Below are 18,063 nucleotides of genomic sequence, written 5' to 3' on the forward strand. Positions count from 1 at the left end.
AGCTGTTACTACAAGACCTGTCTTGGAGACAATTTTGCAAAAATTGGCTTCAAGCAGTGTCCACCACGTTCCAGCGACAAGTATTTATTTTCCCTCACGATACCCGCTACACTTCGTATGCAACCTTTGCGCAAGCGTGAAGAAGCAACAAAATAATAGTTCTAGTTGCCACTGTCTTAATCAGCAGTGCTCACTACGTTCCCGCGACTAGTATTTATTTGACGCCACGGTATCCGCCACATTTCATCAACAACCTTTGTGCAGCGCGAAGAACTACAACATAACAGTTTTAGGCAGCGCAACTATTAAAATCAACATGATTCAAAAAAGGTCTAAATCCCAAAACGGATTTAGACCTTCACTGTTTTAATAGTCGCTATTCAACCTACTTCTTTAAACTGATTGACGATCTTGCCCCGCTGCAGATTTTACCGCATAGTCAATCAAACTTTCTTTAACGATAGATTCATCACTCAACATGACTTTTTGTAAGAAGTTCAGAACCTTATCCGGATTTGCCCGGGTAATTTTGCCTAAGAAAATTTTCTCGAAAACTTGTTGGGAGACCCGTTCTTTATCAACTAGCAATTCTTCATAAAGTTTTTCCCCAGGACGAATCCCTGACTCAACAATTTTGATTTCATCAGTGTTATAACCACTTAATTCAACCATTCGCTTCGCTAAATCATAAATTTTAACAGGTTTTCCCATATCAAGAATAAAGATTTCGCCGCCTTTAGCCAAAGTTCCGGCATGGATAACTAAGCGACTTGCCTCGGGAATTGTCATAAAATAACGTGTCATTCGAAAATCAGTGACGGTTACCGGCCCACCGGCTTGAATTTGCTTCGTAAATAGTGGCACCACGCTGCCTCGACTGCCTAAAACATTGCCAAAACGTACAACACAGAATTTTGTTTTTCCTGGTTCATTTAAAGCTGTAATTAGCATCTCACAAATACGTTTAGTCGCCCCCATAATATTAGTTGGGCGTACCGCTTTGTCGGTTGATAGCATCACAAAACGTTCAACGTTGGTTTGTTTAGCCACTTCGGCAACATTTCGAGTTCCGTAAATATTATTTTTGACAGCTTCTTTGGGATTGCCTTCCATCATCGGGACATGTTTGTGCGCAGCAGCATGATAGACAATTGCAGGTTGATGTTGAAACATAATTTCCAACAAACGTTTCTTGTCTTGCACGTCAGCAATTACAGGCACCAGTTCGACCTCATCGCCACAAGCTTTTGCTAATTCTTGGTGGATTAAATAAATCGAATTCTCACCATGCCCCAACAATAATAACTTCTTAGGCTTAAACTTGATTAAGTTTCGGCAAATTTCTGAACCGATCGAACCACCGGCACCCGTTACTAAAATGGTTTTACCACCTAGTAATCTTTCCGTTTCCACCGTATCCAACTCAATCTCTGGTCGCGGTAAAAGTTCCTTAATTGGTACTGGGCGGAATTTAGTGATATTCAAGACACCGTTTGCCAATTCTTCCATTGAAGGAATCGTTGCCAAGGGAATTGATTGACCGATGTTTTCTAGAATTCGATGGTAACCTAAATCAGTTAGCGAAGGAATGGCCAGAATTAGTCGTTGAATATTCTGTTGTTCAATTAAATGGGGAATATCACGCGTTGTTCCTAAAATAGGGTAGCCTAAAATCGTCCCGCCCTGCACTTGCGGATTATCATCAACTAAACCACAAATATGATACTTACTTCTATTATTGGGTTTATTTATTTCGGTCAGCAACATTTCGGCCGCGTTTCCTGAACCAATGACCAACAATCGCGTTGGCTCACAAGCCTCACCTTTTTTAGCAATGCGATATTCATTCAGTTTCTGACTCAGTACTCGCAATCCTAAAGTTAGCAATAATGTCATTGAGAAGAATAACACCAAGCTAGCGATATGATGATAGGATCCGATCATCAAGATAAAAGCCAATTCGCCAGCAGTCGCTACAATCATCGCCAAGGTAACAGCGAAAACATCTTTATTGGTGAATTGGGAATCCAATTTTTTAGTGAAACCTTGTAACCCCATCATCACAAAATAGATGGTCAAAAATATCAAAACTTGGCGTAGTTTAAATAGATTAGGTAGTGTGACATTTGCGATCCGGAACAAATAAGTAAACATTACCAAATGACCGATAATGATTCCGATTGTATCGAATACAACATTGGTGACGTAATTTTTCTTTAACATAATGAGCCTTCTTTCTGACTTCAACTTCACAAAATCCATGTCATGATTTCATTCGTTTTACCTTTTTTAATTGATAAAGGTTTTCTTATCATCACTTTAGCAAGATGCTCATTGAATAACAATTCCACAAATGATTAATTATTGTTTTATTTATGACAATAATCGAATCATTTTAAAAATAACAAAAGTAACCTTAAAGTGATTAAGTCATGGCATTCGTGGCATTAAGCTCATTCTGTGTCAATGTTAAATATTCGTAGTTATTAATTATTTTCATAAGAAAAAAGTTGAATTATTTCTCCAAAAATCGTAAAATTAACTTAGTTACGATAAGGAGTGTGAAAAAATGTTTTTGAATTTATGCTTAGATACTCATGATAAAGAAAAATTACAATTGTTTAATTGCTTGAGCAATAACGCGGCCGAACAATTCTCGGCTAATTCACTGCGCGATCAATTGCCATTTTCCTACACCAAAATTCAAAATCTATTAAAGTCGGTTAATCATGATTGGCTCACTCGTTATCGTCAAACGCTATTAGTGGCAAATGGTCAAATTAGTTTTGCAGAAGAAAAGTTTGACGTTGGCAATTATCAAACATTGCTCCTGCACAACAGCACGGCATATCAATTTATGTTAAATCTATTAGTGTATCCTGACGACACATTGACTGATTATTGCGAACAGAATGCGATCGGTCGCTCAACGATTCATCGCAAATTAAAACCACTTAAACATTATCTCCGAACACTCGATTTACATTTAAATCTAGATAAAATGGTTATTAGCGGTTCAGAGGCAGCTGTTCGCTCTTTTTACTTACAAATTCTCTGGGCGGTCAATGGCGGCGAAGATATTTTCAAACTGCCCGAGGTTGAACAAGCTTTACATCCGTTAGCAGACTGGCGTGAACCGTGGGGAAATGGCGTCTGTTATCAGCAAGGACGTTTAGCTTTGGCAATTGCCTTCTTACGTAGCAAAAACCAACACTTTATTACTGTGAACACACGTTGTACTCATTATTTTTTCCCAAGCTGTCAACCTGCAATCAAACACTTCTTTGACGCAATTTGTCAAGACGCTACTATTTTTCAAGCTGAACTCACTTATTTCTATTATTCAATCTTATATCAACCGATTTATTTTACCGTTGATGATCAGCGGATTCCCTTAGCTCGGCGAAATCTAAAGTGCCTTAAATTCATTAATCATTTGCCCGGGTCATTGTTACGGCGCGTTCAGCAATTACTACGCGACGATTTATCGGCTCAAGAGCTTGAGTTATTCTGGTTAAACTTCTACAACTTATTTGCTAACGTTCAGCTTTGGCAAAACATTCCTGTCTCATTAGTGCTTCGCAACTCAATTGCGGCCCCACATCGCAATGAAAAACTGGCCCAAACAATTCAACGACAATTGACTAACACGTTGCGGCAACTAGCTCGGCAAAAGAAAACGACTTGGTTAGCCAATAACTTAACGGCACTCGCTCAATGCTGTACACAATTAATATTGCCTCACGCCAAACCGCTGATTGCTTCTGAGTTAGTTTACGTTGGCATTCAAGATGATCTGAACTCATTTCTCATTCAGGACGTTTTACGATTTTGTCAAAGCCTTTCCTTCGTTAAACCGGAAATTTTCAATTCCAATCAATTTGGCACCTATGATTTAATCATCACGAATTCGGGCAGCACGAGCCAAAGCAACAGCGAGCAGCACCTTTTCACACTCAAGAACGGACGTTTCTCTTATAGTGGCTTACTAATCAAGCTAGAACAACAACACGAACTCAAAAGTAAGGCTAGTTAAGTCAAGGCTGAATTCAATAAAGTCCGAGCAGAAAGAATCGATAGCTTAAGTCGAGCGCAATAATTAACAACGACGTTCTGTGCGACTAAGAAATTAGTCAAACAGAACAACGTCATTGCAACATTTAAACATTAACTTCCGCCTCACAACAATCGGAGTACGAAAAAAGAAGTCGGGATACTTATCCCAGCTTCTTTTTTTAGGTAAATTATCAGATTTTTATCTTGCTACCAAATAATCTAATCGGCGATTTAGTTTAACTGCTAGCACTAAGGAACAAATCAAGATGGTGCTTCCCAGTTACTCTTGGCACCAGGCGGAGAGCCTTCAAAAACATCCATAGTAACTGAAGTGTCTGAACTAACATCATCACGTTTCACGACGGTTTTAACGGTACCTAGCATAATTTTAAGGTCAAGCATTAACGAGATATTTTGCGAGTACCAGACATCCATGGCAAATTTATCTTCCCATGAAATCGTATTGCGGCCATTCACCTGGGCAAAGCCAGTTAATCCAGGTCGACAGTCAGAGCGGCGGCGCTGTTCAGGTGAGTATCTGGCAATATATTCCACTAAAAGCGGCCGTGGTCCCACTAAGCTCATATCATAATGTCGTAAGACGTTAAAGAATATTTCCGGTAATTCATCTAAACTAGTCGCACGTAATTTCCGACCAAAGGATGTTAGCCGCTGCTCATCATCAAGTAATTCACCATTTTGATCACGTTTGTCATTCATTGTTCTAAATTTATAGAGTGTAAAAATTCGTTCTTGACCCGTCTTGGGATCAATTTGACCAACGCGATCCTGCTTAAAAAAAACGGGCGAGCCAATCTTAAGACGCACTAAAATCGCGATCAAAACATACAACCATGAGAATAATAAAACAAAGATCAAGGCCAATAATCGATCAATAATGGGTTTAATTACTTTAATATACATTTTTGATCCTCCTCCGTTTTAGCGCGTTACTTTTTTAGTTGCTGCACCATCATATTATGTGTGCCAGAATGGGGTGACAAAACCTAGCCGTTCTCACAAAAATACGGTTTGATTGGGGACTTCATCCTAATTGGCTACTCCTAATATCATTGCCCGCAAGCATCAGCTTAAGTAAGCGTTAACGTTTTTCAAGTCCATCAAACGACATGACGTTTGAGCGAACGTTGATTGCTTTCAACAGCAGTCACCATGGCAATCTCCGGATACTTCATTAGGATGACATCTTGCGGGTAAGCAAAGTTTTGGACATGATTACGTTTGCCATTAATATTGTTAACGATTAACTGCGGATAATTCTTACCGCACGCTTGAGCAAATGGATATCCACCGCCGAAACGCGTGTTGATTTCGGAAATCAGCCACTGACCCTGATCGTAGAAGAACTCAACATCAACCGGTCCGTGAAAATTGGCTCGCCGGACTAAATCTTGCAGAATTGGTAGCACTGGCTGTGGATTTGCCGAGCGCGCCTTGTCCGTTTCACCGCTACGCATTAACAATTTTTCTTTGACAAAGAAGTCAACTAACTCCCCTGTTTCTAAATCGCAATACACATCAACGCCATATTCAGTTCCTTTGATAAAGGCTTGAATAATCATATCCTTTTTATTTGCTAAGATATTTTTTAATTCGGACATGTTATGAACTTTATAATTATCAATGCTGCCACTTCCAATTGCGGGCTTAACAAAAACTGGAAAATCAATTAATCCCGCTACTCGCGCCTGTTCAAATTCTGCCAGTGAGTCAAAGGTTGGTATCGTTGGCAACTGATTGTCGCGACAAAACTTAGCCAACTGACGCTTATCAAACGTTAAAGCGACAGTTTCTGCAGGTGAGGTGATAACTTTAATGCCTTTTTCGGTGAAACGTTGTTTATGCTGGCTCAAAATAAAAGACGTTGTGTCGATTATCGGTAGTACTGCGTCAATATTTTCGGCTTCGCAAACCTCTAATACCCGCTCCAAATACGTTGGATCCGTAAAACAAGGCATTTGATAATGGGCATCACCAAAATACAATGCCGGTGCATTTAAACTTGCATCTGTACAAACAACTTTTACATTCGGTAACATTTTGAAATACTCAACAAGTTTTACACGTGTACCTGCTGTTAAGATTAAAATATTTGTCATGGCTATTTCGCTCCTCTTACATAGTCTTCAACTGTCCAGCGACGACGAACTAATTTCATTCCCTCATCGTTTTTCACGTACACCGCGGGGAAATATTTGATAAACAATGGATTAAAACACATCGTATATGAACCTACTTTTTCATAGATAATCTGTTGATTCTCTTTAAGCAACGGTGCATTCTTCAAGATAAAAAGGTGATCGTTTTCAATACAAGTAAAACCAGCAATGATCTGTTGCGGCACGACATCTTCAGCTGACTGACCCCTAATTTGATATTGATAACTTGTTTTGACGAAAAGATGGTCAAGATGCAGGCGTGTACCGTCGGTTGTCACATAAATCTGGCGCGGTGTTCTTTTAACATCAATCACACTAGTTACATAAGAGACCGGCGTAGCAATCAATGAGGCTCCCGGTTCAACAATTAAAGTTAAGTCAGTGAAATTAACCAGTTGCTGTAATTGCTGCCTGATCACGGTCATATAGTCGAAGAAACTAGGAATCGCACGATCGCCACCAAAAAATCCGCCACCAATATCTAAATAATCTAAATTCAACTGGTATTGCTGAATGATGGCCACTGACTCTCGAGCTAAGACTTGATAAACTTTTAAACTACGTGTCCGACTACTCGTATGCACATGTAAACCGGCTAATTTAACGCCTAATCTTTGCAACTGTTGTAAAATTTCTGGCAGTTCAGCCAACTGAAACCCAAAACGACCACCTAATTCACCCATTGCCGTTTCACCCGGGCAAAATGTTTCCACATCGATTTGAATGCGTAGGCCTACTTTTGTACCAGTCATTGCATATTTTTCTAACCAACGCAATTCTCGATGTGTTTCTAGGTTAATGATTGCCCCTTGAGCGAGTGCGTCAGCAAAGGTGGCCTCACTCTTGGCGGGACCGTTATAAATAATCTTGTCAGGTGCGTAGCCGCATTTCTGAGCCAATTGATATTCATCATCCGAAACAACTTCAGCATAGCAACCGGCGCACTTCATAAAGTCTAAGATCCACGGTACTGAGTTGGTTTTGAACGAATAACCAATAATCGACTTGGCAAAGGTAGCTGCTAATGCTTCTTGTAACTCCTGCAGATTATCCGCTAGTTTATTCTGATCAATGACAAAATAAGGCGTCTCCATAAATGTTCTCTCCCCTTTAGTTGCGTAACTGAATGATGTGTTATTCCTTCTCTTTACCATATTTCAACAAGCCAATTTTATTAATAAAGGCAATCCAAATGAATTCTAAGTAGCCCATAAGTTGTTTAAAATCAGCGTCATTTCGATAGACCAATAAATTACCGCCATTGACAACCACAACGCACAAAATCATCTGAATAATTAAGCCGGAAATACCAGACAACGATAACCATTGACTGAGACCAAATAAAAGCGCCGCTTCAACGACGGTCACAATCGCGCAACGCAGGACCGACTTGAAGTACGGCCAAATTGGACTCTTAAAATAATATTGAAATAAAATTTTAGGTTCGAACCAAAAGGCTGTTAATAGTTTTGCCAGTGAAGCGCCTAATAAAATCCCGGCAATTCCCCAGAATTTACCGAACACGAAACCAAATAAGAGATTCAAAGCCGCTGCCGCCAGATAAGCGTATTTCGTTTCTTTGAAGATGCCAGTCGTATCACGATAAATGGCCGTGACTGACATCAATCCGGTAATGAAAAATTGTAAGGCAACTGCAAAAACGATTAAACCAGAAAGCACAAATTTTTCGCCCAGCCATAACCGAATGAATGGTGTTAATAGGATAAAGAAACTAACCGTACTAAAACCAATCAACCATTGATAGGCAAAAGCCGCCAGTTGGAAAATATTTTGTTTGCCACTCTCACTTTGGGCGGCATTTTTATTGCCAATACTTGCCGACAAAGACTTAAACAGTAAATCCAACATCGTCGAGATACTCCCAACAATCATGATGTAGTTAGAATAGTAACCAACGTAAATCGTGCCGATCATCACCGAAATGAAAATATCAGTTGTATTGCTCATGATAATGCTGCCAAACCGATACACAAAAATAGATTTAATGTCTTCTAAAATTCTTCTGCGTTGCTGTTTGGCTAATTTTTCATGATTGTTTTTTAGAAACGGGTAAATTCGATTGGCCGTATGCGAAACGATCAAATTATCAATAAACTCAACAACAATCTGAACAATGAGATACAGGGCAAAGTTTCGGTATAAAACCAGCACACCAATTTGGACAACCGTTCTCAGTATTTGCGTAAAAATCGTAATTTGTGCGACCAAATATTCCTTTTGACTAGCAATCACTAATGACGACTTGTAAACAAATAGATAACTCATGACCACACCTAGCAGCATTAAAACATAGTAAACGCGAATATAGGGTACGGCGTTATCTAAGTTGACAATCAAGTGAAGAAAAGGAACTAACGATAAACCGATGCCTAAGACAAAACCGGCAATAATCAGATAAACCTTCTGAAAATAGTTCATTAGTTTTTTTATTTGCGCTTGATCATTTTCGCGAATCGGTTTATATAACGAATAATTTAGCGCTGAAGTAATGCCCAGATCAGCTAGCGTTAGCATGGATAGAACATTTGAAAAAAGACCATTAACTCCCAAAAATTCGACAGATAGATAGTGAATAAAAACAGTCCGTGCGATAAAACGTAATGCCATCGCCAAAAATTGACTAGAAACATTGACGACGATATTTCTTGCAGAATTAATGGTCCGCGATTCTTCCATAATGTCCCTCCTTTTTAAAGCTATTGGTGACAAGCGTAACAAAGCTGTGTGCGATCATTAATGACCAAGTATTGACCAGCATGATAGTTGCAATCATCAGTTGCGCTGCCTAACTTTGTAACCGGCGGCGGCGGAAGAAATGATAAATTGAGGCTGGCAAGAGTCCCACCAACAACGGACGTAGCGCATATAGATGATAATATAGTGGGTACTTTTGTTCCTTAATGATTAGTCGTTTCAAATTAGTTTCATTTAAGCGATTCCGAAAGTTACGTCGTTGATAAGCGCTTTGATCGTCAGCATAAACGTAAATGGTTTGCTGTAGATTATGTCCTTTAAAGCCAGCACGATAGAATTTATACCACAGATGATAATCTTCTACGCGAAGCAATTGTGGTGCCACACTGTAGTTGCCGATTTCTGCTAACGCCTGCTTGCGCATCATTGCTGCCGGATGACAAAATGGTGCCCCGAAGAAAATATTCTTCATGGTGGGATATTCGATTTCAAAAGCGCTTGCCCAAATACCATTCTCATCAAACCGAGCCATACCACCACTAACAACAGCATAGTCAGGGTGCTGATCTAAAAAATCAACCTCTAGCTGCAATCGCTCTGGCAAAGACACGTCATCAGCGTCTTGAAGTGCGATATATTTACCGGTTGCGTGAGTCAAGCAGTGATTTAATGTTGCATTGGAACCTAAATTTTTTTCGTTTTTTAGCACAATAATCTTAGCGGGTAGCTTCTGTTGTAATTGGCGTGCGATCGTATAGCTGTCATCTTGAGAGCCGTCATCGCACATAATCAATTCCCAATCTGTAAAGGTTTGGCTAATAAGTGATTCGACACTGCGCGCTAGTGTTGGGGCACAATTATAAACACCCATGATAATTGAGACTTTCGGATTTTTGGTCATGATTAGACCCTCATTTCTGCATAAATTTTTTGCATTGCCTGAACAGAAGCATTGATTGAATATTTATTAGTGAAGCTTGGTCGATATTTTTCGGACGCGGTCAAAATTTCATCAATTGCGGCAGCCATTTCGTGCATGTTTTCAACTAGAAAACCTTGATTACGTTCTGTCAGTAAATCAACATGTCCGCGAATTTTCGTCAGCACAACCGGAACCCCATAGGCGAATGCTTCCAACACATTAACCGGCAATCCCTCGCGTTGTGATGAAGAAACAACCACATCAGCTAATTCTAGAAACGGCCGCACATCATTAACTTGGCCCGTTAAAAAAACATGTCGTTCTAAATTCAGCGTCGCAATTTTACGTTGATAATCATCTCTTTTGGGGCCGCTTCCTAGCAGAAACAAGCGGTAATTCGTCTTACCCGCAGTAACCAAACGATCCATTACGTCAATCAGTAAGGTTTGATTCTTGTTTTGCGATAATTCAGCCGCAAAAACTAATATTTTATCTTCAGGACGCAACTGATACTTGTTGCGAATTTCAGCAACCTTTTGCGGCTGAGCAACCACTTCAATATCAGTTCCAATCCCCGGAATTAAATGAACAGCATTTTTTCGTTTAAGTTTAAAACCTTGCGCGCGTTGATAATCTTCTTGGTTGATTGTGACCAGCTTGTCAGTATACCTGGCTAATATTTTTTCAATCTGATAATAGGTCAACCAATTAAACTTGGAAGCACCCTCATAGAAGTGAAACCCATGCGCAGTGTACATCACCGCACCATTCTCATGGCGAGCTGCTAAACGTGTCAAGGCCGAAGCGTTAGGGGTATGGGTGTGAATGAGATCATAGTGCCGCGCTTTAAATAATTTTTTCAGTTGAAAATACGCGCGAACATTATCTGTTGTCAATGGATTCCATTGGAAACTAATTTCATGGTGGGGTAATGCCGTCAAGCGCTGATCCAAGGGCTGATTGGTGGCACACGCTAATTCAACCTCGTGGCCTTGCGCCAGCAGCGCTTCAATATGCGGGATTAAGAAAGCATTGATCGTGTTCGAAATCGTTGTGACCTGTAAAATCTTCATCAGTCAATCCCCCTCTTTACACAGCATGATCTGAACGTTCACTGTTAATTAAGTCATTATGTTTGGCCCGTTGAATTGCCTTACGCAAACTTGCAGCAACTCGTTTGATATCAGCATTCGTCATTTTAGTATCTGACGGTAAGCAGAGACCGGTTGTAAACAACTGATCGCTGTACTGATTCCCGTAAAACTGTCGTTGCGCAAATACTGGTTGTTGATGCATTGGTTTCCAAATCGGTCGGCTTTCAATATTTTCAGCCGCCAAATCGGCAATTAATTGTCGCGTATCCAGCCCTACAACTGTTAAGCAAGTCAACCAAAAATTATTAAAACTGTTTTTCGGTTCGGGCATCCAGTGAATCTCTTCAAGGTCACTGAGTAATTGTTGGTATTTATAAAAGATGCGGCGTTTTTGAGTAATGCGCTCGTTTAAAACTTTAAGCTGGCCACGACCGATTCCTGCGCAAATATTGCTTAATCTATAGTTATAACCCACTTCACGGTGTTCATAATGCAAGACTGGTTCGCGGGCCTGAGTTGCCAAGTACTTCACTCGCTCAGCGTACTCGGAATTATCCGTCACTAACATGCCACCACCAGATGTGGTAATAATTTTATTGCCGTTAAAGGAATAAATCCCAATGTCACCAATCGTACCTGTTTGGCGTCCGTGATAGGTACTCCCTAACGATTCGGCAGCGTCTTCAATTACGGGCACTTGATATTGCCGACACAATGCCATAATCTCGTTCATTTTAGCCGGTATGCCGTATAAATGAACGACGATGACCGCCTTAACGTTTTTTTCAGTGCATAGTGCCTTGGCCAAAGCGACTGGGTCCATATTCCAAGTATCTGGCTCACTGTCAATAAACACCGGCGTTGCACCTTCATAACAGATGGGATTAGCACTCGCAGCAAAGGTGAGACTTGAACATAGAACAATATCACCTTGACCAATCTTCAACGCCTTCAATGCTAAATGAATGGCCGCTGTCCCCGAAGAAACGGCGACTGCATATTTCTGGTCAACTCTGTCAGCAAATTCCTTTTCAAACTGATCAACATTTTCTCCTAATGGTGCAATCCAGTTCTTCGCAAATGCATCTTGGACATAATGTTGTTCCCAGCCAGCTTCACTCATATGCGGTGAAGCTAACAGAATTTTTTTGGTCACGTGCTCTCACTCCTCTAACTTGTTTAATTGAGCTAGTCATTCTTAAAAACAAATTGCATCAGTTTTACTTTTCTGAGAAATCATCACAATACACGCTGTTTAAAAAGGCTTATTAAAAACTTGTGTTTATTATAACAATAAGATTATTCTAACACCAGCTTTTTATATCTCTGATTATTGGCTGTTAATTATAAAAGTTGTCATACCAACGCTTAATTTAAATATTTATTTTTAAATTTAATTGAATTCATTTGTTTTTACTAATAAATAACTACTGTTTTATTGTGATTTTTTAATAATAGCTGTTATTTTTTGATATCAAGTAATGAAAATGGTCCAAGTTGTCAGACTTACTTTTGAAGCGATCTTAATCAAAAAATAATCGGCCGCAAACGTTGCTTTAAAATAATGTGCCGAAAAGTAATGCGACGCTAAATTCAAAACGATTTTTGATCATAAAAAATGCCGATCACCCCAGATTAGATCTTTAATCTAATCTGGGGGATCGACATCTTAAGTGGTTTTATTAATCTGGTCAGTAAATTTATTTAGTGCTGGATTGACTGGTGTCACGTTCAACTGGTGCACGCATTAATGCAATTAACACGCCAATTAGCAATCCGACCAACATTCCGGCGAGTACCGTGATCCATCTTTTCGGCGAAGAAGTTGAAGGTGCAGGACTAGCCTTCGATAAAACTTCCGTCTTGACACCAGGAATCATTGCAGAAGCACGCTCCTGAAAGACAGCAGTTAACTTGTTAGCAGTGACCGCCGCGCGTCTTGCACTCGTATCAGTCACAGTGATTGAGAAAATCTGTGAATTAGCAGTGCTTTGCGTACTAATTGAGCGGGTTAACGTTGCTAAGGACCCATCATAAGACTGTGTACTTTTAATTTCTTTCAACACTGGCCGAACAATACTTGGATCGGTCACCATATCTTTATAAGTTGTAATGAGATCAACAAATTGCGTTGTTGTTGCTTGCTTAGAACTGTTTTTCTCCGTCTGAATAACCATCAGCCGACTTGTGGAAGAATAAGTTGGCTGCAACACACGATGGACCGCGAACACGCCAAGTAACCCACCAATCACGGTTAAACAAATAATGAGCCAGATATTCTTCCGAAAAGCGGACATCATGTCATCTACATTCATACTTCTATTTTTCATGGGCAGAGTCTCCTTCATCAGTAAACATTGCTTAATGTCACCAGACAACATTCGAATTATCTTCAAAAAATACAGTAACCACTAAAATGAATCAACCTAACACAGATAGTTAATCTAATTCAAACATTTGCTGGAGCTATCCTCTCGTTGGGAGAATAGCATGCCGAACACAAACCAGACAAGTGCAGAATTATTGAGCGATAAGGCAACAAAATAAATCAGAATCACAACGATGACTAGCAATAACGTCCTAGCAAATAACTTTTGTAGTCGTAAACTCTGGAACATTTGCACGGCTAGCCACACAAAGAAGATCACGGTTAATCCAATTCCCCATTGAGCCATAAGTTGGAGAAAAGTGTTATGAGATAGTACAGGAACATCGAATAAAGATTGCGAGGCAACCAAATAATCAGTCATTCCTAAACCAAGTCCATGAACTGCTTGAATAATTCTGATGCCGGTTTCCCAAGCACCGGTTCGACTTGAACCACTAGAGTTAAAGGCGTCCGGTTCAAAAAGTTCCATTAGGCGTTGGATAATTGGCGACTGATCAAGTAGGCCATTGCCCCAATCTTGTACGGCTGGAAACCAGAGTTGTTTCGTGATATAAAGCAAAATCCCCAAACAAATTACTGGTAAAAGAAATAAGCAGAATCGATATAAAGTACTCAAATGATTGACCGCCCACTTGATGAAAATAATGGCAACTAGTGCAGCGGCAACAATCATCGCCGTTTTCGACCCAGACAGTAACATCGAAATGATTAGAAGTACGTTTAAAACGAAGGGATGCCTAAATTTAATTTCTGCTGCAATAACAATACAAACAGAGACGGCTTGAATTAACGAGAAATAGTTAGGATCATTCATCAAGCCAAAGAAACGCTCAGAATCAGGCATATACATAAATGACAAGAAGCCGCTCGCACCAGTCAAAGCACCGACAATTCCGATTACTGCAATAATCACGTTGAAGTAAACAAAGACTTTAAAAATCGTTTTAATCGCTGAGGATGGCAGCTGTTGGGCGATGAAGAAATAAATAATGGTGATTAAATACTTCACGACGACATCTGTGTCAACGTGCCCGCCAGGAACCAAAATAGGAATAAGCATTGTGCTGACCACCAACGAATAAACGCCAATGAAACCTAGGAAAAGATCCATCCCATCAAACTTAATCTTTCGACCATAACTTAAAAAGATAACCAACAACAAAATAGGTAAAAAAACGGTGGTCAACGATAAATTAAGACCAAATATAACCCGAGATGTTGCTAACCCGATTCCCCATAGTACCAGTAACAATTGAACTGGCGGTGCTGGTTGATCGGTCAACAACAAGTTAGTTTTCCTAATTCTCACACTACTATCCCTCCTCGTCGTTACTTTTCAAAATAATGGCTATTGTTGAGATTTCGTCACTAGAACTGGGGCAAGACTGCCACTTCTATCGTCAATCTAGCTGATCTTTTAATATTTACCAACCCTTTATTGAATCTTTTCAAAACATAACCAATCCAAAAGTTTTCTTGAGCTAATCTTAATCGTTTATTATATATATCTAATCGCATTCCCCCAGCTATCTCAACAAATATGCTTTTTACACACTTGTTATTTTGCCGTCACCAAGGGCGGAAAAACGCCACGAATCAAGTAATTAGTTAATGCACCGCAGCCGCAAAAAAAGCTCATCGTAATTTTCTTAGACTTTGACTGCATAAACACAGCACAGACAGGAAATTACGATGAGCTTGATTAAACTGATTCAATTAAATTACATTAAGTTGCGACTAAGCCAACTTTTAAGCAAGAAAGTAATGACGTGTTAACTCTAAAGCTGTCTGATCCATCACTTTTTCACCATACTCGCTAAGCACTTCAGGTGTCACATTAGTTTTTTCACCGTATTCATTGGCAATTGTAATTGCATCATCCGGTGTCATTTCGCGCATTTCGTCAGTAAACAATACTAATTCAACATAATACGCATTTTGATAACGATAAAGATTAGAAACACCAGCCTCTAGTCGCAAAGCATCGGCTAATTGAATCATCGCCTCAAAATCAACTAGTTTTAAAACAACATCACGATAATCGACATCTTCATCTTGCAAATAACGACTTAAATCATCGCCGTCTTCATCAGCATCTGACGTTTGCAAAAGCTTCTGCAAATCATTCAATTGATGTTGATTCTTCGAAACGCGATTAGTTAATGCTTTGGTTAAAGCAGTCTTATCTTCTTTTTCATCATCATCTAATTTGCTAATTAATAACTCTAAGCCGTCTTTGTTAGGCATCACCTGAAAAGTTACGGCATCGTTATTCGCAAAGATGTGATCAGCATCGACTTCTTCTAAAATACTGTAAAAGAATTTCTCAATTTGTTGATGGTTACCGAGCAAATCCAGCATGGTAACACCGCGCTCTTCTAAATCATCGGCACCTAATACAACGCGAATCGTATTATCATCGACTCGTTCCATTTCCATTCGGTCCACCTCATTTCTTCAGACCATTTAGCTGAATTCATCAAGTAACAGAAGTCGTGTTACTTCTCATTTGAGTATACTACATCAACCTTGCGAAAAATACAAAGAATTGCGCATGGTAGCATTAGGAAACACTCGTTTATTTTGATATTGTGACACATTAGTTGTTTTTGTCAGCACAAGTTAGCTTATGCGTAAATGAAGCAAGTTTCTTGGTCGGTTCCTGGATCTTTCTGATGTTATAATCCGATGCAATAATATAGCTGCAAATCTTAATATGGCTTTAAAATAAGGTTGATCAGCACCGTTAACACACAATTTTGTTGAGGTGTTGTCTTACTCGTCTTCATGATGCTGCGTTTTTGCTAAACGCTTCGTTTGATTGATTGCAAGTATGGCAATCAACGCAATAACCAACATGAGACTCGCCATCCCCCAATTTCCTAGGACGACGGACAAGCTTACACTGGCACCTGAAAGTATCGCCGATAGTGGACCTGTTGCTGAGAATGCGCCTGAGTACGCACCAATTTTCTCTGGGTTCATCAAATCAGCACGCAAAGTCTGACTTGAAGGAACTAGAATCATTTCACCGACCGTCAAGTAGACCGCACAAAGTACCAACGGCCAGAAGTCATTTAAAACAAAGGCGGCCGCGTAGCCCGTGGCCTGAATCCCAAGTCCCAGTACATAAGCACGAAACAATGATAGTTTCTGCGTCAACTTCGTAAAGAATCCTAATGATGTGACAATCATGACGGTATTAATTAGCGTGATGCCCGAAAGCATTCGCTGTCCATAAATTTCTAACCCCAAGAATCTCATACTGTGGAAATCATTACCTAGATGCACCGCCAAGTAAGCGCCAGGTTGATTCATGATGACGTTGACCAGTAACTCACTCAACAAGAAGAAAACAAACGGGGTATCCACAAAAACCGTCGCATAGGAACGGAGCATTTTAAGCACCGCATTTCCTTTCACGGCGTTTTTGACTGGGATAAAAGTTTCTGAAATAAAGAATTGGATGATACCCAAGTCTATTAACGACGTAATTAAAAGTGCCAGTAACAATTCAAACAAATAGTCTCGGAAGAACCAACCACCTAAAGCCGCCCCAATCATGACACTAACATTCATAATCCAATACAAGATTGCGTAGACACTATGGCGAATCTTGCCATCTGTTAGATCAATAACCATCGCCTGATCAGCTGGCGAAGAAAAGTTGCCACCAACTTGGGCGCAGATAAAGCCCACAAAAGTTGTGATGGGATTCGTACCTAGCGGTGAGTTAGACAGTGCAGCAACCGCAACGCCGCCGCACATCAACCAACTTCCAATTAGCAAGATTGGTCTGCGACCGTAAACGTCCGCCAAGTGACCGCCGTATAAACCGGCGATGAAACCGAGTGTCGAAGCAACAATGAGTAAAATACCTGTAATGCCCGCGCCAAAGTAACGTGCATAATAGATGGTCATGTTTGGCATAATTGCATTACTAACCAAAACACTCAAAAATGCCGTCAGCATTCTTAATTGTAAATTACGGTTCAATCGAAAAAATAAAGTCATACCTTAGTTACCTAATCTCTCTTAGTAATAGCCTAAATAATACAACATTCGCGTTGTAAAAACCAAGTCTATTCAAAAAGAATTGAAGATACTAAAACTGTGCTAGATTGTACTCCTTCGCGCTTGCACAAAGGTTGCTTATGGAACGTGGCGCGTTGTCGTGGCGGCAAATAAATACTTGTCACTGGAACGTAGTGAGCACTGCTGATTAAGATAGTGGCAACTAAAACTGTTTTGTTGTCGTTCTTCGCGCTTACGCAAAGGTCGCTTATGAAATGTGCGAGGTAACGTGGTGGCAAATAAATACTAGTCGCTGGAACGTAGTGGGCGTCGATTTGAGCCGATTGAAGTACAAATCGTCTCAAATGCGAGCCTTAATGTAAGCAATAAATTGCCAACATTAATGTCACTACTGAGCGGTATTTATTTGCCGCCACTAAGCTAACAAGAGTGCATCCTTTGCGCAAGCACTGAATTAACGTGTGGGTGAATTACCCCTTAAAATTTTCAGAAGTGTAAATTTGAAGTTAAGTCACACCATCACATCTCTTTTGTCAGTGCCGGAGGGAAATCGCGGTCAGCCGTGATATTCTTGTTAATGGTTTACCATTTACAAGAAAGCTCGTATTTAAGACGAATGGATTTTGATTCGGCTTAAATCGATGCTCGCACCGTTCCACCAACGCATTTCTC

13 protein-coding genes are annotated in these 18,063 nt (G+C 40.0%); 1 reads left to right on the forward strand and 12 read right to left on the reverse strand.

What is annotated here, in order from left to right; translation table 11 throughout:
* Positions 1-393: 393 nt before the first annotated feature.
* Positions 394-2,223 (reverse strand): polysaccharide biosynthesis protein, encoded by a 1,830-nt coding sequence (locus tag EKM65_RS08225; RefSeq protein ID WP_164506874.1) that lies wholly within the window; start codon positions 2,221-2,223, stop codon positions 394-396.
* A gap of 346 nt (positions 2,224-2,569) precedes the next feature.
* On the opposite strand from EKM65_RS08225, the gene EKM65_RS08230 reads away from it, so the two are divergent.
* Complete coding sequence (locus EKM65_RS08230; RefSeq protein WP_125607405.1) at positions 2,570-4,036, forward strand: helix-turn-helix domain-containing protein; 1,467 nt, start codon at positions 2,570-2,572, stop codon at positions 4,034-4,036.
* A 281-nt stretch (positions 4,037-4,317) separates the two neighbouring features.
* Here EKM65_RS08230 and EKM65_RS08235 read toward each other — a convergent pair whose 3' ends face one another.
* The 11 genes from EKM65_RS08235 to EKM65_RS08285 all read right to left on the reverse strand — a co-directional run bounded on the left by EKM65_RS08235 (position 4,318) and on the right by EKM65_RS08285 (position 17,370).
* On the reverse strand, positions 4,318-4,980 hold the full coding sequence (locus EKM65_RS08235; RefSeq protein ID WP_125607407.1) for a sugar transferase: 663 nt from the start codon (positions 4,978-4,980) through the stop codon (positions 4,318-4,320).
* Positions 4,981-5,177: 197 nt separating this feature from the next.
* On the reverse strand, positions 5,178-6,176 hold the full coding sequence (locus tag EKM65_RS08240; protein ID WP_125607409.1) for an ATP-grasp domain-containing protein: 999 nt from the start codon (positions 6,174-6,176) through the stop codon (positions 5,178-5,180).
* Positions 6,177-6,178: 2 nt separating this feature from the next.
* Positions 6,179-7,330: a type III PLP-dependent enzyme domain-containing protein gene (locus EKM65_RS08245; RefSeq protein ID WP_164506875.1), complete on the reverse strand. Its 1,152-nt coding sequence runs from the start codon at positions 7,328-7,330 to the stop codon at positions 6,179-6,181.
* Between the two features lie 40 nt (positions 7,331-7,370).
* Positions 7,371-8,933: a lipopolysaccharide biosynthesis protein gene (locus EKM65_RS08250; RefSeq protein WP_125607413.1), complete on the reverse strand. Its 1,563-nt coding sequence runs from the start codon at positions 8,931-8,933 to the stop codon at positions 7,371-7,373.
* A 109-nt stretch (positions 8,934-9,042) separates the two neighbouring features.
* Positions 9,043-9,852, reverse strand: coding sequence for a glycosyltransferase family 2 protein (locus EKM65_RS08255; RefSeq protein ID WP_125607415.1), 810 nt, complete (start codon positions 9,850-9,852; stop codon positions 9,043-9,045).
* 2 nt (positions 9,853-9,854) lie between these two features.
* The gene (locus tag EKM65_RS08260; protein ID WP_125607417.1) at positions 9,855-10,946 is read right to left on the reverse strand and encodes a glycosyltransferase family 4 protein; all 1,092 of its coding nucleotides are present in this window, start codon (positions 10,944-10,946) and stop codon (positions 9,855-9,857) included.
* A 16-nt stretch (positions 10,947-10,962) separates the two neighbouring features.
* Positions 10,963-12,090, reverse strand: coding sequence for a DegT/DnrJ/EryC1/StrS family aminotransferase (locus EKM65_RS08265; RefSeq protein WP_318531113.1), 1,128 nt, complete (start codon positions 12,088-12,090; stop codon positions 10,963-10,965).
* Positions 12,091-12,667: 577 nt separating this feature from the next.
* Positions 12,668-13,297 (reverse strand): YveK family protein, encoded by a 630-nt coding sequence (locus EKM65_RS08270; RefSeq protein WP_164506876.1) that lies wholly within the window; start codon positions 13,295-13,297, stop codon positions 12,668-12,670.
* A 114-nt stretch (positions 13,298-13,411) separates the two neighbouring features.
* On the reverse strand, positions 13,412-14,665 hold the full coding sequence (locus EKM65_RS08275) for an O-antigen ligase family protein (protein WP_125607424.1): 1,254 nt from the start codon (positions 14,663-14,665) through the stop codon (positions 13,412-13,414).
* A 440-nt stretch (positions 14,666-15,105) separates the two neighbouring features.
* Positions 15,106-15,795 carry an adaptor protein MecA gene (locus tag EKM65_RS08280; protein ID WP_125607426.1) on the reverse strand — a complete coding sequence of 230 codons (690 nt, stop codon included), beginning with the start codon at positions 15,793-15,795 and terminating at the stop codon, positions 15,106-15,108.
* Between the two features lie 336 nt (positions 15,796-16,131).
* Positions 16,132-17,370 (reverse strand): MFS transporter, encoded by a 1,239-nt coding sequence (locus EKM65_RS08285; protein WP_125607427.1) that lies wholly within the window; start codon positions 17,368-17,370, stop codon positions 16,132-16,134.
* Positions 17,371-18,063: the final 693 nt, after the last annotated feature.

Source organism: Lapidilactobacillus bayanensis, from assembly GCF_003946695.1.
Lineage (GTDB): Bacteria > Bacillota > Bacilli > Lactobacillales > Lactobacillaceae > Lapidilactobacillus > Lapidilactobacillus bayanensis.

What these genes read in the sequence shown, in the direction of transcription:
- EKM65_RS08240 (WP_125607409.1), bottom strand. Translation starts at nt 6,176, where the DNA reads ATGACAAATATTTTAATCTTAACAGCAGGTACACGTGTAAAACTTGTT.
- EKM65_RS08255 (WP_125607415.1), bottom strand. Translation starts at nt 9,852, where the DNA reads ATGACCAAAAATCCGAAAGTCTCAATTATCATGGGTGTTTATAATTGT.
- EKM65_RS08245 (WP_164506875.1), bottom strand. Translation starts at nt 7,330, where the DNA reads ATGGAGACGCCTTATTTTGTCATTGATCAGAATAAACTAGCGGATAAT.
- EKM65_RS08225 (WP_164506874.1), bottom strand. Translation starts at nt 2,223, where the DNA reads ATGTTAAAGAAAAATTACGTCACCAATGTTGTATTCGATACAATCGGA.
- EKM65_RS08270 (WP_164506876.1), bottom strand. Translation starts at nt 13,297, where the DNA reads ATGAAAAATAGAAGTATGAATGTAGATGACATGATGTCCGCTTTTCGG.
- EKM65_RS08280 (WP_125607426.1), bottom strand. Translation starts at nt 15,795, where the DNA reads ATGGAAATGGAACGAGTCGATGATAATACGATTCGCGTTGTATTAGGT.
- EKM65_RS08250 (WP_125607413.1), bottom strand. Translation starts at nt 8,933, where the DNA reads ATGGAAGAATCGCGGACCATTAATTCTGCAAGAAATATCGTCGTCAAT.
- EKM65_RS08235 (WP_125607407.1), bottom strand. Translation starts at nt 4,980, where the DNA reads ATGTATATTAAAGTAATTAAACCCATTATTGATCGATTATTGGCCTTG.
- EKM65_RS08265 (WP_318531113.1), bottom strand. Translation starts at nt 12,090, where the DNA reads ATGAGTGAAGCTGGCTGGGAACAACATTATGTCCAAGATGCATTTGCG.
- EKM65_RS08230 (WP_125607405.1), top strand. Translation starts at nt 2,570, where the DNA reads ATGTTTTTGAATTTATGCTTAGATACTCATGATAAAGAAAAATTACAA.
- EKM65_RS08285 (WP_125607427.1), bottom strand. Translation starts at nt 17,370, where the DNA reads ATGACTTTATTTTTTCGATTGAACCGTAATTTACAATTAAGAATGCTG.
- EKM65_RS08260 (WP_125607417.1), bottom strand. Translation starts at nt 10,946, where the DNA reads ATGAAGATTTTACAGGTCACAACGATTTCGAACACGATCAATGCTTTC.